Consider the following 21,723-nt stretch of genomic DNA (forward strand, 5'->3'; position numbering starts at 1 on the left):
ACCTTAGTAAGTCCGCGCTTTCGGCGGGAATGCTTCACGCAACTTCGGTTGCATGTTCACTTCGCGCTTCGCCATGCTTTCATCCTGCGGATTATACACGGTATGAACTAACCAGTTTTCGTCATCACGCTCTGGGTAGTCAGCACGGCTATGAGCACCACGGCTTTCAGTACGGTAGTTTGCAGCAACTGCGGTTGCATAAGCAGTTTCCATCAAGTTATCTAACTCCAAGCACTCGATGCGCTGGGTGTTAAACTCTTTACTGGTGTCATCCAAACGAGCATTTTTCAAGCGCTCACGGATTTCTTTCAACTGCTCCAGACCTTCAGCCATCGCGTCACCTTCACGGAATACCGAGAAGTTCAGCTGCATGCACTGCTGCAAGTCTTTCTTAATTTGTACTGGATCTTCACCGTTTTGGTTATTTTCCCAACGACGAACACGAGCTAATGCAGCATCGATTTGATCTTGATTGGCTTCTTTGTTTTCTGCCAACGCTTTGATTTCGTCTGCCAATTTCAAGCCCGTTGCACGGCCAAAGACCACCAAGTCAAGCAACGAGTTACCGCCTAAACGGTTCGCACCGTGCACGGACACACACGCCACTTCACCACAAGCAAACAGCCCTGGAATTGGCTTAATTTGACCGTCAGCATCAATATGTAATGCTTGGCCATTCACGTCTGTAGGAATACCACCCATCATGTAGTGACAGGTTGGAATAACTGGAATTGGCTCTTCTGCTGGGTCAACGTGAGCAAAGGTTTTCGCCAGGTCACAGACGCCTGGTAAACGGCTTTCTAAGACTTCGCGACCTAAGTGATCCAGCTTCAGTTTCAAGTGTGGACCGAGTGGACCATCGAAGCCACGGCCTTCACGGATTTCAGTCATCATTGAACGCGCAACCACGTCACGTGACGCTAAGTCTTTCGCATTCGGGGCATAACGCTCCATGAAGCGCTCGCCGTCTTTGTTCAACAGGTAACCACCTTCACCACGGCACCCTTCAGTAACCAAGGTACCGGCACCGGCAATCCCGGTTGGGTGGAACTGCCACATTTCCATGTCTTGCATTGGAATGCCAGCACGGATCGCCATTCCGATACCGTCACCGGTGTTGATGTGGGCGTTCGTGGTTGAGGCATAAATACGTCCAGCACCGCCCGTCGCTAACACGACTGCTTTGGCTTTCACGTGGAACAACTCACCGGTTTCAATATTGATGGTGGTCACACCAACAATAGCGCCTTCATCGTTCTTCACTAAATCAAGCGCATACCACTCCGAAAACACCGTGGTTTTGTTCTTAACGTTTTGTTGATAAAGCAAGTGCAATAAGGCGTGGCCAGTCCGGTCAGCTGCTGCTGCAGTACGCGCTGCTTGCTCACCACCGAAGTTTTTCGATTGACCACCAAACGGACGCTGATACACGCGGCCATTTTCAAAACGAGAGAACGGCAGGCCCATGTTTTCGAGTTCTAGAATAGCTTCTGGACCGGTCTTACACATGTATTCGATAGCGTCTTGGTCACCAATGTAGTCGGACCCTTTAACGGTATCAAACATGTGCCATTCCCAGTTATCTTCGTGCGCGTTACCTAACGCAACGGTAATACCACCTTGCGCTGATACGGTGTGCGACCGCGTTGGGAAAACTTTTGACATCAGAGCACAGGTCATGCCGGCTTCTGAAATTTGTAGCGCAGCGCGCATGCCCGCACCACCAGCACCAATTACTACCGCATCAAATTCGAGAGTTTGTACGCTCACTTAGACACCCTCCACTGGCCACACAACCAATAAACCGACTAACCAGTAAACGATTAATGCGACACATACAACGAATTGAAGAAAAGCTCGTAACCCTGCTTTTTTCACGTAGTCAGTTAGCACTTGGAAAATCCCAATCCAACCGTGAATTAAAATCGCAGTTAGCGCTAACATGGTGAAGATTTTCATTCCCAAATGAGCGAAAAGATTGGTTAACGAGGCATGTGTAACGGCGTCTGCCGAAACGAAGAAGCTCACCATGAAGATGGTGTACAACGCCATGATGATGGCTGTCGCACGAAGCAAGATAAAGTCGTGGCTTCCAGTACGACCAAATGTCGACGCAGAGCTTACCATAACCACACTCCTACCAAGATTGACCAAATAATTGCCAAGCCAATAATTGCTTGTGCACTGACTCGACCAGAGGCGAGTTCACCAAAGCAACCCATGTCCATCAACATATGACGTACCCCTGCAAGCAGGTGGTAGCCCAATGCTGTGAGAATGCCCCAGGCAATGAACTTAGCAACGAAGCCAGTTAATAACCCTTGTACTAAAGCAAACCCTTCCGCGGACTGAAGTGCAGTTGCTAAAGCCCAAATCAAGAACCCAACGCCCACCAACATGATGACGCCGGATACACGATGAAGAATGGAACTTATAGCTGCAGCTGGAAAGCTGATTGTTGTTAATTCTAAATTTACAGGTCTTTGTTTTTTCACGATTGCTGTGCCTTAACGAAAAGCATTGTAAATATGCTCGGAACTTCAAACATCCTCTCCAGATATGAATGATTGAGAGGACCCTGTGAGATCGCTGTCAAAGTATATAAGCCAAGCTCAAGAATTACAATTCTTTAGCGCCCTTTTCGTCTCAAAACCCAAGATATTGGCAGCTTTTATGAAACAGTCACTGAATGTGGTAAAATAACAATTCTACCTTAGTATGATTCCACCTAACGTGGATTTAGCGTATAACTTGCGCTGGATAATTTTTATGGTTTCGACCAGTGTCACCAAACATTCATTTCATGATGCGACCATGGCGTTTGAATCATCCATCTGTCTGCACCGCATCGAGTGACATTGTCTAACCTAGTGTCGGTTCATGCAGTTGGTTTAAACAACCGTTTGAATTGACAGGAACGGTTAAGATCAAGTAAATTCTAACGCCCTTAGTGATGAAGCAGACTTAAACAAGGAGATTTCCTTATGGCTGATCGTAAAGCCACCCTGCAGATTGACGGCCAATCCATTGAATTGCCAGTATTATCTGGTACAGCCGGCTATGACGTAGTTGACGTGCGTACTTTAGGTAAACATGGTTATTTCACTTTCGACCCAGGCTTTTTAGCCACCGGTGCTTGCGAATCAAAAATCACCTACATTGATGGTGAGCAAGGTGTTCTTCTGCATCGGGGATATCCGATTGATCAGCTCGCGATGCATGCGGATTATCTCGAAGTATGTTACATGCTGCTCCACGGAGAAGCTCCAACCCAAGCCCAGTATGCTGAGTTTAAAGAAAATATTACGAAGCACACCATGATTCATCAAGGGCTGCATAACTTCTTTAATGGGTTCCGTCGTGATGCTCACCCAATGGCCATGTTATGTGCCGTAACGGGTGCTTTGTCATCGTTCTACCATGACGATTTAGATATTTCAGATGAACAACAACGGTTGCGCAGTGCCTATCGTTTGATTGCCAAAATGCCCACCATTGCGGCAATGGCTTACAAATTTAGCATTGGCCAACCTTTTGTTTATCCACGCAATGATTTGTCGTACTCTGAAAACTTCCTCAATATGATGTTTTCAGTGCCAGCGGAAGAATACAAAATCAGCCCAACCATTGCTAAAGCAATGGATCGGATTTTCATTCTGCACGCTGACCACGAACAAAACGCTTCAACCTCAACCGTGCGTTTAGCAGGTTCATCCGGTGCCAACCCTTATGCGTGTATCGCAGCGGGTGTTGCCTCGTTATGGGGACCAGCTCACGGTGGTGCTAACGAAGCATGTTTACGCATGTTGAGCGAAATCGGTAGCGTGGAAAACATTCCAATGTACATCGAAAAAGCCAAAGACAAGAACGATCCGTTCCGTCTGATGGGCTTCGGTCACCGCGTGTACAAGAACTTTGACCCACGTGCTACGGTCATGCGTGAAAGTGCTCACGAAGTATTAAAAGAGCTGAACATCAATGACCCACTGTTGGATATTGCGATGGAACTCGAGCGCATTGCGCTGGAAGACCCATACTTCATTGAGAAGAAGCTGTATCCAAACGTTGACTTCTACTCCGGAATCATTTTGAAAGCGATTGGTATTCCAACCAATATGTTTACAGTGATTTTCGCGCTATCGCGCACCGTAGGTTGGATTTCACACTGGCATGAAATGTTAGGCGAGGAAAACCAAAAGATTGGTCGTCCACGTCAGTTATATACCGGTGAAACACAACGTGAGTTTAAACCACTAAAAAGTCGCTAAGTGTGACTGGTTAAACAAACTAATTATTAGTAAAAAGCACTCTTCGGAGTGCTTTTTTTATTTCTAGCGTTCTTTCTTTATTCTTAAAATCTCGCAAAATAACAGATTAAGCAATTGATTTTAAATAAAATAATTCAAAGCATCGCAGCCATCATAAAGTGCTGGCATAAAACTTGCTTATCATTCTGGTGAGAACATTTTTTCGAGTCGTTTAAAACACTCAACGAGTCCAATAACAACCAGAGATAACCAGGATTTGACCATGACGAAGACTATTCACCGCCTCCATGCCGTTGCGCTTGCGACCTTGCTCAGTCTGTCACTGAGTGCTTGTAGTAACGCCGACGCAATCCAGGCGCCAACCCCATCACCACAGGCCGAGTCCGTGGCCCGTATTCCAGTGGCGACTCAGCAAGTTGTAGCAGGCTCCATTACCGCGAGTTTTAAAACCACCGCCACGCTTGAAGCCCGTGACGAAGCTGATGTCACCAGTAAAGCGACCGGGATTATTGAAACGATTTTAGTCGAAGAAGGCGATTACGTTGAAGCAGGCCAAATTCTTGCGTATATGCGGGATGACGAGTACCAAATTCAACTGGCGCAAGCCAATGCGGAGCTGAACTCCATTAAGCAAGAACTGCGTCGCGTGAAAGACATGGCAGAGCGGGACATGATCAGTGCTGATGCCTACGACAAACTGCGGTTTCAAGCGGAACTATTGCAAGCGCGCTATGACATGGCGGCTCTGAATTTAGCTGAAACAAATATTCGCGCGCCCATTAGCGGCTATGTGGCCCATCGCTATGTCAAACCCGGCAACTTAGTACGCCAATATGAGCAGAACAAACTCTTTCATATCGTTGCGTCACAAAGCCTTCAAGGCAATGTGTACTTACCAGAGCGTGAGCTGCAACGGGTGCAAGTGGGACAAACCGCACAATTAAAAATCGGTGCGTTGGACCATCAAGTCATCCAAGCAACGGTGGCACGCATTAGTCCCGTTATCGATACTGCTTCTGGCACCGTCAAAGTCGTGCTGCACGTGGATAATGAAGACAATCAGCTGAAACCGGGCATGTTCGCTCACGTCAATCTCAACTACGCCACCCGCGAAGCGACCGTCACCGTTCCACGCTACGCCGTGCAAAGCTTAGATAACCAGCACAGCGTCTTTACCATCGATAGCGATAACGTGGCGCATAAAGTTGATGTGCAAATTGGGTTTGCCGATGAAACCCATTTAGAGATTATTTCAGGGCTAAAAATCGGCGATACCATTGTGGTCAATGGCCAAGCCAACTTGAAAGATGCTGCCCCAGTAGAAATTGTGAAGAGTGAGCAGCAGTCATGAGTATTGTGAGTCTGGCGGTACGCCGCCCCGTCACCATTTCGATGCTGACCATTGCGGTATTACTATTCGGCTTTGTCTCGCTCGCCCGCATTCCGGTCACCTTATTACCAGACTTGGCCTACCCCACGCTTACCGTGCGCACGGATTATCCTGGCGGTGCGCCCAGCGAAGTGGAGCAGCTGGTCAGTAAACCCATTGAAGAAATCTTAGGGACGGTGAAAGGAATCCGCCGCATCGAATCCATTTCTCGTGCGGGTCAAAGTGATGTGCTGCTGGAGTTTAGCTGGGGCACGGACATGGATATGGCCAGCCTCGATGTGCGGGAAAAGCTGGATTGGATCGACTTACCATTGGATCTTGATAAACCAGTTTTGCTGCGCTTCAACCCCAGTGAAGATCCGGTGTTTAGACTCGCTTTCGGTCGGCAAGATGGCGCCCAAAGCGCGGCCGCCTTGAAACAGCTACGAACCTTCGCTGAAGAAGAGCTAAAGCGTCAACTAGAAAGTATTGAAGGGGTGGCCTCGGTTCGTTTAGGCGGTGGCCTGGAAGACGAAATTCAAGTATTGGTCAATGAACGCCAAGCGGCCGCCTTACAAATTCCAATGACATTAATTACCCAACGGCTGCAGGAAGAGAATATCAACTTATCTGGCGGGCGCATTGAAGCAGAACGCTCGGAATATTTAGTACGAACCCTGAATCAATTCCAAAATCTCGATGATATCCGCAATATCTACCTCACCACGCGCAATGACCGCCCTATCTTTTTACGGGATGTTGCGGTCATTGAAGACGGTTATAAAGAACGCAACGCCATTAGCCGCGTAGGCAATATGGAAGCCGTGGAATTATCCCTTTACAAAGAAGGCGATGCCAACACGGTCCAAGTGTCCAAAGCAATCAAGGCACACCTAAACCACATGCAACAGGCCGAACTGCTGCCCGCGCAATACACGGTGAAGCCCATATACGATCAAGCGGTATTTATCAGTGCCGCCATTGATGAAGTGAAAGGTGCGGCTATTTCCGGTGGGTTGCTCGCCATGGTCATCATTTACCTATTTTTGCAGCGGGTCTGGCCAACCATTGTCATTAGTATTGCCATCCCAGTTTCAATTATCGCCACCTTTAACCTCATGTATGGCAACAATGTCACCCTGAATATGATGTCCTTGGGGGGCATTGCGTTAGCCGTGGGCATGTTGGTGGATAACGCCATTGTGGTGTTGGAAAACATCGCCCGTCATCAGACCCAGGCACCCATTGAACAAGCTGCAGAACAAGGCACCAAAGAAGTCGCCGGAGCCATCACTGCCTCCACCCTCACCACCCTTGCGGTATTCTTTCCGCTGGTGTTTGTCGAGGGCATTGCGGGCCAGTTGTTCCGCGACCAAGCACTGACCGTTAGTTTTTCCCTGTTGGTCTCTTTGGTTGTCGCCTTAACCCTCATTCCGATGTTGTCTTGTCGTCGTAAAGCCGCCAACACAACCATCACACCCTTTGTTTATGCCAAAGGCTGGAGGTTTTGGGTGAAAACCCCGGGGTACCTGCTATTTCGCTGGTTACCGCTCGGCGTGGTCAGCCTCCTGGTGTTGCTCAGCCGTTTGATCGCACGGGGCTTTAACGCCATCAGTCGCCCACTGTTAGCCGCGTTTAATTGGGCCTACGCAGGCTTTGCGGCAGCCTATCACCGCCTATTGGTCAGCGCTTTAAATCGCGCTCGTATAACCTTGAGCGTCATTTTACTCAGCGCGCTTGGTTGCTACGCCTTGCTCCCCTTGCTGCCCATGTCGTTGATGCCAACGATGACCCAAGGGGAGTTCTATGCCGAAATAGAATTACCACCGGGTGCCACCATTGATGAAACCGACCGCACCTTGCAAGCCCTAGGCCATGTCATTAGCAATCATTCCGAGCTGGCTGACCGGGTCGAACGTTTCTATTCAGTCGCTGGTACGGGTAGCTTACTGAATGCAGCGCCGGGGCAAAGCGGCAACCAATGGGGCCGACTCAACATTGTGCTGAAGTCCGCCAGTGCAACCGATACCGCTTTGGTCCAAGAGCACTTACGCCAAGCCATCGCCAAAATGCCTGGAGTCACCGCTAAGTTTGGCACGCCTGAACTGTTTAATTTCGCCAGCCCAATCATGGTGGAGTTTGTCGGCTATCATTTGGAGTCGATCCAGCATGCCGCCCAGCACTATGCCCAACTGTTGGAGCAGCAGCCTAACTTTGCTGATGTGCGCGTCAACATGACGGATGGCCAGCCCGAATTAGCCATTCATTTTGACCACGCCAAACTCAGCCAATACGGGCTTACCAGCGCGGCTGTCTCCGACCTGTTAGCCACCAAAATTGGCGGCCGAGTGGCTACCCAATTTAGCTTGGACGATCGCAAAATTGATATTTTGGTTCGCAGCCAATCGGCGGATAGAAACTCTGTTCAAGATCTCCAACAGGTCATTATTAATCCCGGCGCTGCACGAGAAATTCCGCTGCTCGCCGTCGCAGAAATTCAGCCTATTTTAGGGCCCAGCCAAATCACCCGCATTAACCAACAGCGCACGGCAGTTGTCGAAGCCAATTTAGCAGAGGGAGATTTGGGGGTTGCCGTCCAGTACGCTCAACAACTGCTCGATGGCATGAATTTACCGCTCACGGTGAACGCCCGTATTGCCGGACAAAACGAAGAAATGGAAAGTTCGTTCCGTTCCTTACAATACGCCCTGATTTTTGCGGTTTTCTTAGTGTATCTAGTCATGGCCTCACAATTTGAGTCCTTACTCCACCCGTTTTTTATTCTGCTAACCGTCCCTTTAGCGGGGGCTGGCTCTATCTTGGGCTTGTACCTTGCTGGCACAGAACTCAGCGTGATTGTGTTTATTGGGCTCATTATGCTGGCCGGTATTGTAGTAAATAACGCCATTGTCTTAGTCGACCGCATTAATCAGTTGCGCCACGAGGGGCACGACCGCTATCAAGCGATTGTCAACGCCGCGAACCATCGCCTACGGCCCATCATGATGACCATGCTCACCACGGTTCTCGGGTTGCTTCCCTTGGCGTTGGGCTTAGGTGAAGGCGCAGAAGTAAGAGCGCCCATGGCGATTAGCGTGATTGCCGGGTTATTCTTTTCAACCTTGTTAACGCTGCTGTTTATCCCCTGCTTGTACTTACTCATTGATCGGAAGCAAGTCACTCATAAGCAAATGGCACAGGAGCAGCAATCATGACCGCCGCAGAATTAGGTTCAGCACTCGCTCGCTGGGCTCTTCGGCGCCCTGTGACCACGTGCATGTTATTTTTATCAATGATTTTGCTGGGAGCCATCAGCTCCCGCTTACTCCCGCTGGAAAAATTTCCCGGCGTTGATATTCCACAAATTGTGGTTCAAGTGAGCTACCCCAACTCCACCCCCGTGGAAATTGAACGGCTCATTACTCGCCCCTTGGAAGAGGCTCTGGCCACGCTCAGCAACGTCAGTCGCATGCGTTCTACCTCCACTTCGGAAATGGGACAAGTCCTGCTAGAGTTTGAGTGGGGGCAAGATATCCGCACCAAAACAGTAGATGCTCGGGAAAAAGTTGATGCCATCAAGCACCTGTTACCAGCAGATGCCGGCCGGGTGGTAGTTTTTCAATTTAACACCGAAGACATGCCCGTCTTTCAGTTGCGGATTAGTAGTCAGCGTGATTTAACCAACGCCTACGATCTGCTCGATCGCAGCTTACGCAAACCCATTGAGCGAGTCGACGGGGTCTCACGCGTGACCCTGTATGGCGTGGAGCCCCAACACATTGTGATTCGGCTGAATCGTGATGTGCTGTTGGCCAATCAACTTGATCCCGCCCAGGTCACTGCCGCCCTGCAACAAGCAAACTTTTCGCTCACCGCCGGCTATTTAGAAAATGAGCATGAACGGATTTTGGTGAATCCAGTTGGTGAGTTCCGTTCGGAATACGAAATTGGGGAGCTCCCGATCCGTCCTGGCTTAAAGCTGCGCGATATTGCGGATATTTCACGGGAAATGCCTCGTAAAACCGATGCACGGCACCTCGATCAAAGTTATGCCATTGGCATGGAAATCTTTAAAGAATCTAATGCCAATTTAGTCGAAGTGTCGACCAGAGTCATGAAAGTGATTGAAGAAATCCGTCAAGACCCGCAATTTAACGGCATTCATTTGTTCATTATGGACGATACGGCCAAAGGGGTGACCTCATCACTCAGTGACTTGGTGAACGCCGGCTTAGTCGGTGCGCTGCTTTCATTCATCATACTGTTCCTATTTCTGCGAGATATCGTCACCACCTTGGTGATAGTGCTCAGTGTTCCCATCGCCATTTGTATCGCCTTGGGCGGCATGTATTTTCTCGGCTATTCATTGAATATTTTGTCGCTGATGGGCCTGATGCTGGCAGTAGGCATGCTCATTGATAACGCGGTGGTCATGACCGAAAGCATTTTGTTCGAACGTGAACAAGGAGCCACCCCAGAGCAGGCAACCATCCGCGGTGTTGGACAAGTGTCATTGGCGGTGATCACCGGCACCGTGACCACCGCAATCGTGTTCCTGCCGAATATTTTTGGTCAACAAACCGATTTGACCATCTTCTTGGAACATACCGCGGTATCCATTTGTATTTCCTTGTTTGCCTCCTTGTTACTGTCGCAAACCTTGGTGCCGTTGCTGATTACCAAGTTGCCCAAACTGAATGCAAGCAAACCGGGTGATTACCAGCAGTTTCCTCGCTATCGAAAGGCCCTGCAGTGGACCCTGAACCACCCTGGCTGGACGGGAACCATTGCCTTGGTACTGTTGGTTAGCATCGCAGTTCCACTAGGAGCCATTTCGGGGGATGGCGAAGGCCAAGATTTTGGGAATCGGCTGTATTTGAATTACCAAATTAATTCCCAATACACCTTGCCAGAAGTGGCTGACGAAGTGAACCAGCTGGAAACTTACCTGTATGCCAATAAGGATAATTTCCATATTGACTCGGTCTACAGCTATTACACGTCCAACTACGCCATATCGACGCTGTTGCTAAAAGATGATTTACCAGAGAAAACCACCGAACTCATGCAACGAATTCGCGCTGATCTCCCCACCATGTTACGCAGTAATCCTAAGTTTGGTTTTGGCGGCGGGCGGGACGGCGTCCAAGTTACTTTAAGCGGTCAATCCACCGACGTACTCCAACGCTTAGCTCAGCAAATGGTTCCAGTATTGAGTCAAATTAACGGGCTTACCGACGTGCAAACGGAGCTTGAAGCCGGTCAATTTGAGCTGGTGATTCATGTTGATCGGGAACGTGCGTACCATTTTGGTCTCAGCTCGGCTGATGTGGCCCGCACCGTTGCTACGGCTTTACGAGGTCAGCGGCTACGTTCCTATCGCGGTGATCCCAATGGTGAAATAGAATTACGCGTCGCTTTTGATCGGGAACTGGAATATTCACTGGCCGCACTTTATCAACTGCCCGTGACCCAACTCGAGCACAAAGTCGTACGGTTGCAAGATATTGCTACCTTGGTGAAGCAACCGCAGCAATCACAAATTCGCCGTATTGACCGCCGGACCGCCCTGCAAATCAATGCCAATTTGAATGAGCTAACCTTAGGGGCAGCGCGCGAGCAAATCACCGCAGTATTAAGCCAGTTGGAACTCCCAGCGGGTTACATGTGGAGCTTAGACGGCAGTTTTCAGCGGCAGCGAGATAATGAGAACGTCATGCTCATGAACTCGTTGTTAGCAGTGGCGCTCATCTACATTGTTATGGCAGCCCTGTTTGAATCGCTGATTTTGCCAACCGCCATTATCACCTCGCTGGTGTATTCCATTGTGGGGGTGTTCTGGACCTTAATGCTCATGGGAGAGTCCATGGGCATTATGGCCATGATTGGCATTTTGATTCTGATGGGAATTGTGGTGAACAATGGCATTGTGATGGTGGATAGGATCAATCAACTGCGCCAAGAAGGCATGGCGCTCAATGATGCCATTATCGAAGGCAGTTTAAACCGTTTCCGCCCTATTTTGATGACGGTTGCGACCACAGTGGCAGGGTTGATTCCATTGGCCGTGGGCAATACTCAATTTGGCGGCGATGGCCCGTCCTACACCCCCATGGCGATTGCGATCATTGGTGGATTACTGTTTTCCACCATCACCAGTTTGTTCCTGGTGCCTTATGTGTACGCCCGCTTACTGGGGCTGCGCGCACGCTGGCAACGGTTAATCCAGCATGCGCAACAACAGGTTAATCGGTTACTGCCTGGTTAGCCCGTGCTAAGTCGGCTGGTGTATCCACGCCAGCCGGCGGCGCTTCCAGCGCGGTGGCGACATGGATTTTTTCACCGTGCCACAACACCCGTAACTGCTCCAACGATTCAATGTGCTCAAGCGGACTGGCGGGCCACTCCACATAACGGCGAATAAAGCCGGCACGATACGCATAAATGCCAATATGACGTTGATAATTTGCCAGAGCGCCTAAGCGGTTCTCCGCCATTCCATCTCGTTCATACGGAATTGGCGCACGGCTAAAATAGAGTGCATAGCCTTGCTGATCTGTCACAACTTTCACCGCATGCGGGCTTAAAATTTCTGCCAACTCGGTGAGTGGCACTGCCAGCGTTGCCATGCCCGCCTGCTGTTGGCTGGCCAAGTTTTCCGCCACTTGGCGAATAATCGCGGGGGGAATAAAAGGTTCGTCACCTTGCACGTTCACGACCACTTCATCATCGGCAAGCTGTAACTGCTCAATCACTTCCGCCAACCGCTCGGTTCCCGATTGATGGTCCGCTGACGTCAACATGGCTTGCCCACCAAATTCATGCACCGCCGTGACAATGCGTGGATCATCGGTGGCAACAATCACCGCTCGTGCACCGGCTGCCAGCGCCCGCTCATAAACCCGTTGAATCATTGGCTTGGTGCCAATCATTGCCAAAGGCTTTCCAGGTAAGCGCTGGGACGCATAGCGCGCTGGAATAATGACGGTATAATTCATGATGGCAGTTGCTCAAGTTCCGCTAAACTCAGTTCCCGCGCTTCATGACTCAGGAGCATGGGAATGCCTTGTTGCACCGGGTAAGCTAACCGATCACCACGACAAATCAACGCTTGTTGTTCTGCCACCCAAATGAGTTTTCCCTTGCACAAAGGGCATGCCAAAATAGCTAATGTTTTTTCGTCGACCATCATCAAGTCTCCTGTGTCATTCGGCTTAAGTGCTGGCTAAATTGGTGCCAAAAAGCATCCTCAAAGGTTGCCGTGACACTTAAGTAATACCAATTTTCTTGGGCAAATTCTCGGCATTTAGCCGCATCTTTTTCAGTCATCACTACCGGCAATGCTGGATCAAAACCTGCAAAATCAGCGGCCGTATACGGGTGATGGTCGGCAAAAGCACGACATTCGACCAAGGTCATTGAGAGCTGTTGCAGGGTGCTAAAAAACCGCTGCGGGTACCCTATGCCGGCCACGGCAATGGCGCGCCCGGTCGGCATCGCCACCGGTTCGTCATCCAACACACGGCGCCAATCATTGGGTTGTAACGTGAAACGGTGCCCAAAGCGCGCCTGCTCACCGCCATTTTGCACCACCAAATCCACCTGCTGCAAACGCTGCACTGGGTCACGCAGTGGCCCCATGGGTAACCGCCAACCGTTGCCCACACCGCGTTCACCATCTACCACCGCAATTTCTAAATCACGATGCAACGGTTCGTGTTGTAAACCATCATCACTTAAGATCAGATTGGTGTCCGGAAAGTGTTGCAGAATGAGTTCAATGGCATGTTGCCGATTCGGGCTCACCGCTACCGGCACCTGCGTTCGCTGCGCCAGCAATTTGGGTTCATCCCCCACCGCTTGGGGGACCGACTGGGCAGTCACTAATTGCGGGAACGGGCCACTGGCCCCATAGCCACGTGAAATAATGGCAGGCCGATAGCCCTGTTGCTTCAGCCACTGGACCAAGGCTTCAGTCACCGGTGTTTTCCCGGTGCCGCCTACACTAATATTGCCCACTACAATCACCGGCACGGGAGCCCGATAGCGCGCGCACCATCCCCATTGATAACACCAACGGCGGCACTGGCTCACACCCACAAACAACGCCTGCAGTGGCAGTAACAACAACAGCCACGCTGACAGTTTGGGGCGATACCATGCGCGCTGTAACGCCATCTTACTCAGCACCACCAAATTGCAGGCGATAAAGCTGACAGTAGGCGCCTTGCTTCGCCAATAAGGTTTCGTGATCACCCCGTTCCAGCACTTTGCCATCTTCCATCACTAAGATTTCATCGGCATTTTCAATGGTGGATAACCGATGCGCAATAACAATCGAAGTACGGTTTTTCTGTAAGCGGCTGAGGGCTTTCTGAATATGACGTTCCGATTCGGTATCCAACGCAGAAGTTGCTTCATCCAGAATCAAAATGGGCGCATCGCGCAATAATGCTCGAGCAATTGCGATCCGTTGGCGCTGCCCACCGGACAGCATCACCCCGTTCTCACCCACCATGGTGTCGAGCCCCAACGGCAAGTTATCGGTGAACTCAGTAATAAACGCTTGCTCCGCCACTTCACGAATCCGTTCCGGCGAAATTTCGCCACGGGCGCCATAGGTAATATTGTTAGCAATGGTATCGTTAAATAACGTGACATGCTGTGACACCAGCGCAAACTGACGACGCAAACACTTCAACCGATAGTCGTAAATATCCACGTCATCCAAATAAATTTTGCCACCTTGTGGAGCGTAAAACCGCGTCAATAGGTTAGAAATGGTGGACTTACCACTCCCCGAACGCCCAACCAGTGCCAATACCCGCCCCGGTTGTACATCAAAACTAACCTGATCCAAGGCCGGCGTTTCAGCTTCAGCGTAGGTAAAGGTAACATTTTCAAAGCGAATATGCCCTTTCACTCGGTCCACTTCGTGCTTGCCTTGATTCGGCTCCGCAGCTTCGTCCAACACTTCAAAAATACTCTGTGCGGCAGCAATACCCCGCTGAAAATCACTGTTCACCGTGGTTAACTGCTTCAACGGCCGCAATAACATGATCATCGAGGTCAATAAGGTGGTAAATGCCCCTGCCGACAGTTTTTCCAGCATTTCTGGATAACTGGCCAAAATCAACACCATCGACAAACTAAAGGATGCAATCAACTGAATCAGCGAGGTGCTCACGGTTTGTGCATTAATGAGCTTCATATTCTGATTGCGGGTGACGTCGTTAGTATCCCGGAAGCGCTGTGATTCACGCTCTTGCCCTTCGTACATCACCACCACTTTATGACCATTCAGCATTTGTTCAGCAGTGGTCGTCACATTGCCCATCGCGGTCTGAATCCGGCGCGAGACTTGGCGGAAACGCTTAGAGACCACCGACACGATTTTGGCAATCAACGGCCCCACCACCAAGAACACCAACGAAAGCTGCCAGCTAATGTAGAACATCAGGCCCAACAACCCGATCACAAAGGCGCCTTCACGAATCAGCACTAAAATGGCACGCGAACTCGCTTCTGCCACCTGCTGAGTGGTGTAGGTAATTTTAGACAGCAAATCACCGGTGGAGTGTCGATCATGGAAGGACACCGGCAACTTCATCATGTGGTCAAACAATTGCTGTCGCAGCGTGGTGATCACTCGGAAGCCCACCCAGTTCAATAGGTAGGTCGAGACAAAGTTAAAGGTTCCCCGCGCAATAAACACCAGCGGCACAAAAATAGCGCCATACACCAGAATCTGGGAGTTTTGCTGGGTGAGTCCCTCATCAATGAGCGTCTCAATTTGTGAAAAGAAAAAAGTATCCACGGCTGCGTACCCGATCATGGCAAAAATCGAGAAAATAAACGCAGTTCGATACGGCTTGATATACCCTAATAAGCGACGAAATGTCCGTTTCTTTTGGGCTTCTGTTAAGTTTTCAGAAAGAATTTCAGCGTTCATGCAAGTCTTATCAAGTGAAACGATTGCTGCATTCTAACCGCTTTGCCTAGTGAGTTGCTAGTTATCCGCATCAAACCATGGCCGACCCCGCCCTGCCCAAGGCTGTTCCACGGTCCATCCTTGGGCTTCAAAACGCACCGTAATTTGCCCACCCAAGGCCGTATCAAGTAAGGGAATTTGCAGCTGTCGCAAGCGCTCTTTCACCGGTTCGGCCACCATGCCATACGCATTGTTGCGCCCTCGGCTGGCCAGCGCCAATTGCGGCTGCACCGCACGTAAAAATATTTCTTCACTGGAGCTATTACTGCCATGGTGAGCCAATACCAAGATATCGCTGGCGACCGGCGCGACATACGCCAATAACTGACGTTCGGCCCGATACGTGATGTCGCCTGGCACCAACACTGAGGCGTCCCCAATTTGTAGCCGAATCACGCAGGATTCATCGTTGTGCCGGTTCTCCGTCACGCGGCGTGGGTGCAACACCTGCCAACTCACCCGCCGCCATTGGCCTGTTTGCCCTGCGGTACACGGCAAGCCAGTGCCGCTGCCAAACCACCGCAGGTGCGGGTAGCGAGCGGCCAATAGCGTATAGCCCCCGAGGTGATCGTTGTCACGATGACTCACAAAGGCGATCTTTGGTGTTAGCCGATGCTGTTCTAGAAAAGGAATAATGGCGCGTTCGGCCATGGAGCCACCCAACGCCCAGTTGGCGCCGGTATCGATTAATAGAGCCTCTTGGCCCTGCTGAATCACGATCGCACTGCCCTGTTCCACATCCAACACGTGCAACTTAACGCTAGCATCGCGCTGTTGCAGCTCCACACTCACCAGTTGCAGTAACACAAAGCCAATGCTCGTCGCCACCTTATATCGCCACCGCCACGGCCATAACCAACTCAGTAGCAGTAGGCTTAGTCCAACGCCAGCACCGCTCACATGGGTTGGCAACCATTGCCAAGGGGCATGGGCCAATGTTGTTAACAACGGAGTGAGCAGCGTTAGTGGTAGCTCGGCCCAGTGCAATAACACCGCTGCTAAAGGTTCTGCCGTGACTATCAGTGCCAACGTTCCTAATAGCGCCAGCGGCAGCACCCAAAAAGAAACCAGTGGAATCACCACTAAATTAACCAGCGGGGCCAACACCGGCACACCGCCAAACCACAAGGCGGTTAATGGCCATAACGCGAGCGTCAACACCCATTCCAAGCGCCATAATGAACGCAGCCACGCCCACTTCCCCCGAATCACCGGCCAGCGCCAATGCATCATTAAAATTGTCGCAACCGCCCCCACCGACAGCCAGAATCCCGCCTGCAAGGGAGCCATCGGTTCCACCAACACCACCACCGCCACCGCGCGCAACAGCACCCGCGAGGGCGGCGTATGAACCGCATAATACTTGTGCACCAACAGCACCGAAAACATGGCAAAGGCACGCACGGTCGCGGTGGCGAAACCAGCCAATGACGCGTAATAAAACGTTGCGACTAACGCAATCAAGGTGGCCCAATACCAGCTATTCATGGTTTCCCGGCGGCTGCGATGAGATGCCCGCTGCCGCACCAACCGTTGCCCCAACCAAATCACGCCGGCCGCAACTAAACTTAAATGGAGCCCAGAAATAGCAATCAGATGAGCCAATCCCGTGCGCTGATAGATCATCCACTGCTCGCGAGAGATCTGTTGTCGTTCCCCCAGCGTGAGCGCCTGCAAAATGCCACCATGTGGAGATTCTTGAAGTAGCTGCGCCATGCGATCAAACAGCCGTTGGCGATACGTGGGTTGCCCCGCTAACCATTGCCCGCTACGAATGGTTCCCAGTGCCTGAATTCCTTGTCCGATCAAGTAACGATGGTATAAGAAGCCGCCATCGTTGCGCACCCCTTGTGGGGCTCTTAAGCGCGCTTCAAACAGCCAACGGGTGCCTGCGGCAGGAGGTGAGAGTGCTGGCGGTGGTTGGTACCAATTTAACCGCACACGTGGCGCAGGACGTTGTGGCTCCCCGCGTACCGCGACAAGCTTGCCTTCAATGCGCCAAAAATGCTGCTCCACTTGGGTGATCGATTGCACGGCCACTTCAATGGGTAGCGTGACGCCATATCGTTCGGGAGGCAATTGCGCCAGCTGGTGGAAATAACTATTGCCACTTCCCCACACGATGCCGCACAATACACCCACAATAAGCGCCCGATTCAGGTATAATGGCGCCAAATTGCTAGCAATAATTCCCGTGATACCGAGCACCAAGCTCCACTGCAAGAGTAGGATGGGCTGGCTCATAAAGAATGTAAGAGCATAGCCTGTTAGCGCTGCGCTCAACCACCGATCCATGGACGTTGTACCTGTTTAATTGATTCAATTCGAAACGACGGATTAAAGATGCCACGTAAGTTCATTCAACGCATCATGCCCAAGCATGAAACGATTAAAAACAGCAAAAGCTTAAAGATTTTTGGTTCGTTATTGCACGATGCAAACCTTTGGCATCTCAATCGTCGCTCAGCGGCAGGTGCTTTTGCAGTCGGTCTGTTTTGTGCCTTTATTCCAGTGCCGTTTCAAATGGCATTAGCAGCGGCAGCAGCCATTCCCTTTCGCGTCAACTTACCCTTATCCGTGGCCATGGTTTGGGTGACGAACCCAATCACCATGCCGGTTATTTTTTACCTCTGCTACGTGTTAGGCACCTGGATTCTGGGGCAGCCCGAGCAAACATTTACCTTTGAATTATCATGGCAATGGCTCGGCCAAAGTATCACCACCATTGGGCCGGCGTTCTTGTTAGGCTGTTTTATTATGGCGGTGGTCAGCAGTATTGTGGGGTATTTTGTGATTAGTTTACTGTGGCGTCAGGCGGTGGTGAATGCTTGGCGGGAACGCACGCGCCGCATGCTGGAAAAAGCCAAGCAGCGCGCCAAACACGGATCAGACGCTAATCATTAATTGCGTTAATTACGTCGATTTTCCCTGCTCGCCAAGCCGGGTATAAGGTCGCCAGCAAGCTCAGCACTAATGCTACCGCGGCGACCGTCACCACATCACGCCATTGCAGTGCGACAGGAATTTGGTCAATAAAGTACACATCACTATTTAGCAATGGCTCGCCGCTGAACCATTGCAGCAAGCCCATCACATCAGGCAGCGCCCAGGTAAGCAGCACGCCACTCAGGCAACCAATACCAATGCCGATCAGGCCATTTTGCAGCCCTTGCAGCATGAACACCCGCATTAAATAGCGAGACCGCAGGCCCATGGTGCGTAAAATACCGATCTGACGTTGTTTTTCTTGCACCGTCATCACCAGCGTCGAAATAATATTGAAGCACGCCACCGCCAGCACGAGCACCAACACCAGATACATCACCAAGCGCACCAACTGAATGTCCTGATACAAATGGCCTTGCGAACGCATCCAATGGTCCAAGTACACATAATCAGTCAGCTGCTGCCCGACTTCAGCCGCCACGCGTTGCGCCGCCATAATGTCATTCAAACTCACTTCGATGGCAGTCACGCCGGAATCAATGCCGACCATTTGCTGAGCCGTGGCGAGCGACACATAAGCAAACTGATGATCCACCTGGCCACCAAACTCAAAGGTCCCGGCTAGCTGCAAGCGAATCCGTTGCGGCTCACGAAAATCAGCGTTTTTCGCCACCAACACCACAAAGTGTTGCCCCACTTCCACCTGCAATTGGGTGGCGAGTTTACTGCCCAACACCACTTGCAAGGGCTCACCTTGCAGTTGCTGCCAGGTCGTTTCCGGCATGTACTCTTGAATGGCTTGGGGCTGGTCCAAATCAATGCCGTGTACTTGAATGCCAGTAAATTGAGTGCCCTGCTGAATCATCGCTTGAGTTCGAATCACAGGTTTTGCGCTGACCACATTCGGGTGCGCTAAACTGCGCTCAATGATCTCATCCGGATCACGTAATTGCTGCGTTACTGCACTAAACTCTACGTGTGGGACCAAGCTTAAAAAGCGTTCAGCCAACACTTTCTCAAAGCCGTTCATCACGCTTAATCCTGCAATAAACACCATGCAGCCTAAGGCGATTCCCACCGTCGATGACGCAGAAATAAACGAAATAAAATGATGACGCTGCCGCCCTTTGCGAAATCGGTGCGCTAACTGCCACAGCAGCGACCAAGGTGCGGTCATAACACCGGCTCCCGTGGCTGCAGTTGGCCATGGTGCAAGGTCAAGGTGCGTGGCAATTTGGCAGCCAAGGCCTGATCATGGGTGACAATCACAAAGGCCGTTTCCAATTCCTGATTGAGCTCCACTAACAAATCAACCACTTGTTCGGCCGTGGTGTCATCTAAGTTTCCGGTGGGTTCATCGGCCAACACCAGTCGCGGCTGATTCGCCAACGCACGCGCAATCGCCACCCGTTGCCGTTCGCCGCCCGATAATTCCGCAGGGCGATGGTGCTGACGCTGGCTTAAGCCAACCCGTTCCAACAACTGTTGCGCCCGTGCTTGTGCTGCGGGCACCGCCTTACCAGCAATCAGCAAGGGCATGGCGACGTTTTCTAACGCCGTAAATTCCGGCAGTAAGTGGTGAAACTGATAAATAAATCCTAATTCTTGATTACGCCAATCCGCCAATTGATTCGCATGCCATTGGTGAATCGCACGCCCTTGGTAAATGATCTCGCCTGAAGTTGGCCGATCCAAACCGCCCATGCAATGCAATAAGGTACTTTTTCCCGAGCCTGAGCTGCCCACAATGGCCAGCATTTCCCCGGCCGCAATCTGCAAATCAATATCCTTGAGCACATCCAGATACTGATCGCCATCTTGGTAGCGACGTGACACGCGGCGACATTCCATTAACATGACTTCGATTCCTTACCGTTATTCAGCGGTTATTCGTAACGTAACATTTGTGCTGGCAGCACGCGGCTTGCGCGCCACGCTGGATATAGGGTTGCCAACAGGGTCAGTAACAACGCCAGCCCCACCACCAGCGCAATTTGCCCCGGCTGCATCAGCACGGGCAAACCATTCTGCCCCGCAAAGCTTAAATTAATTTGCAGCAGCCCCATCAACTCATTCAGGTAACGGGCGCCTAATACGCCTAACACCAGCCCACCTAAACTGCCAATCACGCCACAAGTCACGCCCTGCACCAAAAACATTTCGTATAACTGGCGTGGTCGCAGCCCCATGGTTTGTAAAATCGCAATGTCAGCCTCTTTATCTTGAATGACCATCATCAACGCCGACACCACATTAAACACCGCCACCGCAATAATCAGACTCAACAATAGCCCGACCATGCGCTTTTCCATGCTAACGGCATCGAACAGCTCGCCGTAGCGCTCACGCCACGTTACCGTACGGTACTCATCCCCCAACAGCTGTTGCACTTGCGCTTCTGCCGTTAACGCGGCAAATGGGTCAGCAAAATAAAAGCGCAGTTCTGACACATGGTCCGCGGGCAGCCGCAGCAAGCGCGCGGCATCGGTGCCATGCATCACCAACAAATGGTTATCAGCTTCGGACTGCATGGCAACAATGCCCACCACGGTAAATTGCCGTTGGGCGGGCATTAACCCAAGTGGGGTAAACACCCCGCCTCCAGCCGCAATAATTCGCAGCGAATCACCGGGCCACACATTTAATTGCTGCGCCAGCGCCTGCCCTAATACCACGTGATAACTGCCTGCCTGTAGCGCCCCAATATCACCATACAATAGATTCTCGGTCAGGGGCGCCCACTGCACCTCAGCAGCGGCAGCTTCGGGAAATAGCCCTTGGATCATCACCGGCCGCAGCGTGCCTTGGCTTTGCACCACGCCGGCACTGCTCACTTGCGGCACAATCCCCACGCTTGGTACCTTGGCCGCTAACTGCGTCGCCAACGGCTGCCAATCCGCCAAGGTATTTTGCGCCGCCGAGGTCACCGTTAATTGTGGCACTACGCCCAAAATACGTTGTTTTAATTGGTGTTCGAAACCATTCATCACCGAACTGACAATAATTAAGGCTGCAACGCCAATCAAAATGCCCACGAGTGCAATGCGATTGATAAACCGCGTAAAGCGATTCCCGTAGCGCGCGCGGCTATATCGTAAGCCTAAAAAAAGTGTGGCCGGTTTAAACATGTGAATCCCTAAAATAAGATG

Annotated in this window: 16 protein-coding genes; 5 read left to right on the forward strand and 11 right to left on the reverse strand. The window is 51.1% G+C overall.

Annotated elements, in window-relative coordinates; translation table 11 throughout:
- Positions 1 to 3 precede the first annotated feature (3 nt).
- From sdhA to sdhC, 3 genes are read right to left on the reverse strand one after another with little or no spacing between them, the layout of a single operon-like run.
- The gene (gene sdhA, locus BLP64_RS02085) at positions 4 to 1,770 is read right to left on the reverse strand and encodes a succinate dehydrogenase flavoprotein subunit (RefSeq protein WP_092591267.1); all 1,767 of its coding nucleotides are present in this window, start codon (positions 1,768 to 1,770) and stop codon (positions 4 to 6) included.
- Positions 1,771 to 2,127 carry a succinate dehydrogenase, hydrophobic membrane anchor protein gene (gene sdhD, locus BLP64_RS02090; RefSeq protein WP_092591269.1) on the reverse strand — a complete coding sequence of 119 codons (357 nt, stop codon included), beginning with the start codon at positions 2,125 to 2,127 and terminating at the stop codon, positions 1,771 to 1,773. It lies immediately after the preceding gene.
- Positions 2,121 to 2,495, reverse strand: a complete 375-nt coding sequence (sdhC, locus tag BLP64_RS02095) for a succinate dehydrogenase, cytochrome b556 subunit (RefSeq protein WP_092591271.1) — start codon at positions 2,493 to 2,495, stop codon at positions 2,121 to 2,123. Before sdhC ends, sdhD begins: the two co-directional genes overlap by 7 nt.
- Before the next feature lie 489 nt (positions 2,496 to 2,984).
- On the opposite strand from sdhC, the gene BLP64_RS02100 reads away from it, so the two are divergent.
- From BLP64_RS02100 to BLP64_RS02115, 4 genes are all read left to right on the forward strand, one after another.
- On the forward strand, positions 2,985 to 4,268 hold the full coding sequence (locus tag BLP64_RS02100; protein ID WP_092591274.1) for a citrate synthase: 1,284 nt from the start codon (positions 2,985 to 2,987) through the stop codon (positions 4,266 to 4,268).
- Between the two features lie 262 nt (positions 4,269 to 4,530).
- Positions 4,531 to 5,619, forward strand: a complete 1,089-nt coding sequence (locus BLP64_RS02105; RefSeq protein ID WP_092591276.1) for an efflux RND transporter periplasmic adaptor subunit — start codon at positions 4,531 to 4,533, stop codon at positions 5,617 to 5,619.
- A complete protein-coding gene (locus BLP64_RS02110; RefSeq protein ID WP_092591278.1) occupies positions 5,616 to 8,852 on the forward strand; it encodes an efflux RND transporter permease subunit in 3,237 nt (1,078 codons plus the stop codon). Before BLP64_RS02105 ends, BLP64_RS02110 begins: the two co-directional genes overlap by 4 nt.
- Complete coding sequence (locus BLP64_RS02115; protein WP_092591280.1) at positions 8,849 to 11,905, forward strand: efflux RND transporter permease subunit; 3,057 nt, start codon at positions 8,849 to 8,851, stop codon at positions 11,903 to 11,905. Before BLP64_RS02110 ends, BLP64_RS02115 begins: the two co-directional genes overlap by 4 nt.
- Here BLP64_RS02115 and kdsB read toward each other — a convergent pair.
- From kdsB to BLP64_RS02140, 5 genes are read right to left on the reverse strand one after another with little or no spacing between them, the layout of a single operon-like run.
- Positions 11,883 to 12,635, reverse strand: coding sequence for a 3-deoxy-manno-octulosonate cytidylyltransferase (gene kdsB, locus BLP64_RS02120; RefSeq protein ID WP_092591282.1), 753 nt, complete (start codon positions 12,633 to 12,635; stop codon positions 11,883 to 11,885). The two genes, BLP64_RS02115 and kdsB, sit on opposite strands and share 23 nt — an antisense overlap.
- On the reverse strand, positions 12,632 to 12,829 hold the full coding sequence (locus BLP64_RS02125; protein WP_092591284.1) for a Trm112 family protein: 198 nt from the start codon (positions 12,827 to 12,829) through the stop codon (positions 12,632 to 12,634). The genes kdsB and BLP64_RS02125 overlap by 4 nt, the downstream gene beginning before the upstream one ends.
- Positions 12,829 to 13,815: a tetraacyldisaccharide 4'-kinase gene (gene lpxK / locus BLP64_RS02130; RefSeq protein WP_176754885.1), complete on the reverse strand. Its 987-nt coding sequence runs from the start codon at positions 13,813 to 13,815 to the stop codon at positions 12,829 to 12,831. The genes BLP64_RS02125 and lpxK overlap by 1 nt, the downstream gene beginning before the upstream one ends.
- 1 nt (position 13,816) lies before the next feature.
- Entirely contained in the window at positions 13,817 to 15,589 is a 1,773-nt protein-coding gene (msbA, locus tag BLP64_RS02135; RefSeq protein WP_092591288.1) for a lipid A export permease/ATP-binding protein MsbA, read from the reverse strand.
- A gap of 57 nt (positions 15,590 to 15,646) precedes the next feature.
- Entirely contained in the window at positions 15,647 to 17,923 is a 2,277-nt protein-coding gene (locus BLP64_RS02140; protein WP_092591290.1) for a DNA internalization-related competence protein ComEC/Rec2, read from the reverse strand.
- A gap of 48 nt (positions 17,924 to 17,971) precedes the next feature.
- Here BLP64_RS02140 and BLP64_RS02145 point away from each other — a divergent pair, with 48 nt between their 5' ends.
- Positions 17,972 to 18,532, forward strand: coding sequence for a DUF2062 domain-containing protein (locus BLP64_RS02145; RefSeq protein WP_092591292.1), 561 nt, complete (start codon positions 17,972 to 17,974; stop codon positions 18,530 to 18,532).
- Here BLP64_RS02145 and BLP64_RS02150 read toward each other — a convergent pair.
- The 3 genes from BLP64_RS02150 to BLP64_RS02160 are packed head-to-tail and all read right to left on the reverse strand — an operon-like array spanning position 18,522 to position 21,702.
- A complete protein-coding gene (locus BLP64_RS02150) occupies positions 18,522 to 19,751 on the reverse strand; it encodes a lipoprotein-releasing ABC transporter permease subunit (RefSeq protein WP_092591294.1) in 1,230 nt (409 codons plus the stop codon). The two genes, BLP64_RS02145 and BLP64_RS02150, sit on opposite strands and share 11 nt — an antisense overlap.
- Positions 19,748 to 20,431 (reverse strand): lipoprotein-releasing ABC transporter ATP-binding protein LolD, encoded by a 684-nt coding sequence (gene lolD / locus BLP64_RS02155; RefSeq protein ID WP_407681259.1) that lies wholly within the window; start codon positions 20,429 to 20,431, stop codon positions 19,748 to 19,750. The genes BLP64_RS02150 and lolD overlap by 4 nt, the downstream gene beginning before the upstream one ends.
- Positions 20,432 to 20,460: 29 nt before the next feature.
- Complete coding sequence (locus BLP64_RS02160) at positions 20,461 to 21,702, reverse strand: lipoprotein-releasing ABC transporter permease subunit (protein ID WP_092591298.1); 1,242 nt, start codon at positions 21,700 to 21,702, stop codon at positions 20,461 to 20,463.
- Between the last annotated feature and the right edge of the window lie 21 nt (positions 21,703 to 21,723).

This window comes from Pseudidiomarina indica, assembly GCF_900104245.1.
Lineage (GTDB): Bacteria > Pseudomonadota > Gammaproteobacteria > Enterobacterales > Alteromonadaceae > Pseudidiomarina > Pseudidiomarina indica.

Coding starts and splice junctions, on each gene's coding strand:
- sdhD (WP_092591269.1), bottom strand. CDS start 2,127: ATGGTAAGCTCTGCGTCGACATTTGGTCGTACTGGAAGCCACGACTTT.
- BLP64_RS02100 (WP_092591274.1), top strand. CDS start 2,985: ATGGCTGATCGTAAAGCCACCCTGCAGATTGACGGCCAATCCATTGAA.
- BLP64_RS02105 (WP_092591276.1), top strand. CDS start 4,531: ATGACGAAGACTATTCACCGCCTCCATGCCGTTGCGCTTGCGACCTTG.
- BLP64_RS02110 (WP_092591278.1), top strand. CDS start 5,616: ATGAGTATTGTGAGTCTGGCGGTACGCCGCCCCGTCACCATTTCGATG.
- BLP64_RS02115 (WP_092591280.1), top strand. CDS start 8,849: ATGACCGCCGCAGAATTAGGTTCAGCACTCGCTCGCTGGGCTCTTCGG.
- kdsB (WP_092591282.1), bottom strand. CDS start 12,635: ATGAATTATACCGTCATTATTCCAGCGCGCTATGCGTCCCAGCGCTTA.
- BLP64_RS02125 (WP_092591284.1), bottom strand. CDS start 12,829: ATGATGGTCGACGAAAAAACATTAGCTATTTTGGCATGCCCTTTGTGC.
- lpxK (WP_176754885.1), bottom strand. CDS start 13,815: ATGGCGTTACAGCGCGCATGGTATCGCCCCAAACTGTCAGCGTGGCTG.
- msbA (WP_092591288.1), bottom strand. CDS start 15,589: ATGAACGCTGAAATTCTTTCTGAAAACTTAACAGAAGCCCAAAAGAAA.
- BLP64_RS02140 (WP_092591290.1), bottom strand. CDS start 17,923: ATGGATCGGTGGTTGAGCGCAGCGCTAACAGGCTATGCTCTTACATTC.
- BLP64_RS02145 (WP_092591292.1), top strand. CDS start 17,972: ATGCCACGTAAGTTCATTCAACGCATCATGCCCAAGCATGAAACGATT.
- BLP64_RS02150 (WP_092591294.1), bottom strand. CDS start 19,751: ATGACCGCACCTTGGTCGCTGCTGTGGCAGTTAGCGCACCGATTTCGC.
- lolD (WP_407681259.1), bottom strand. CDS start 20,431: ATGTTAATGGAATGTCGCCGCGTGTCACGTCGCTACCAAGATGGCGAT.
- BLP64_RS02160 (WP_092591298.1), bottom strand. CDS start 21,702: ATGTTTAAACCGGCCACACTTTTTTTAGGCTTACGATATAGCCGCGCG.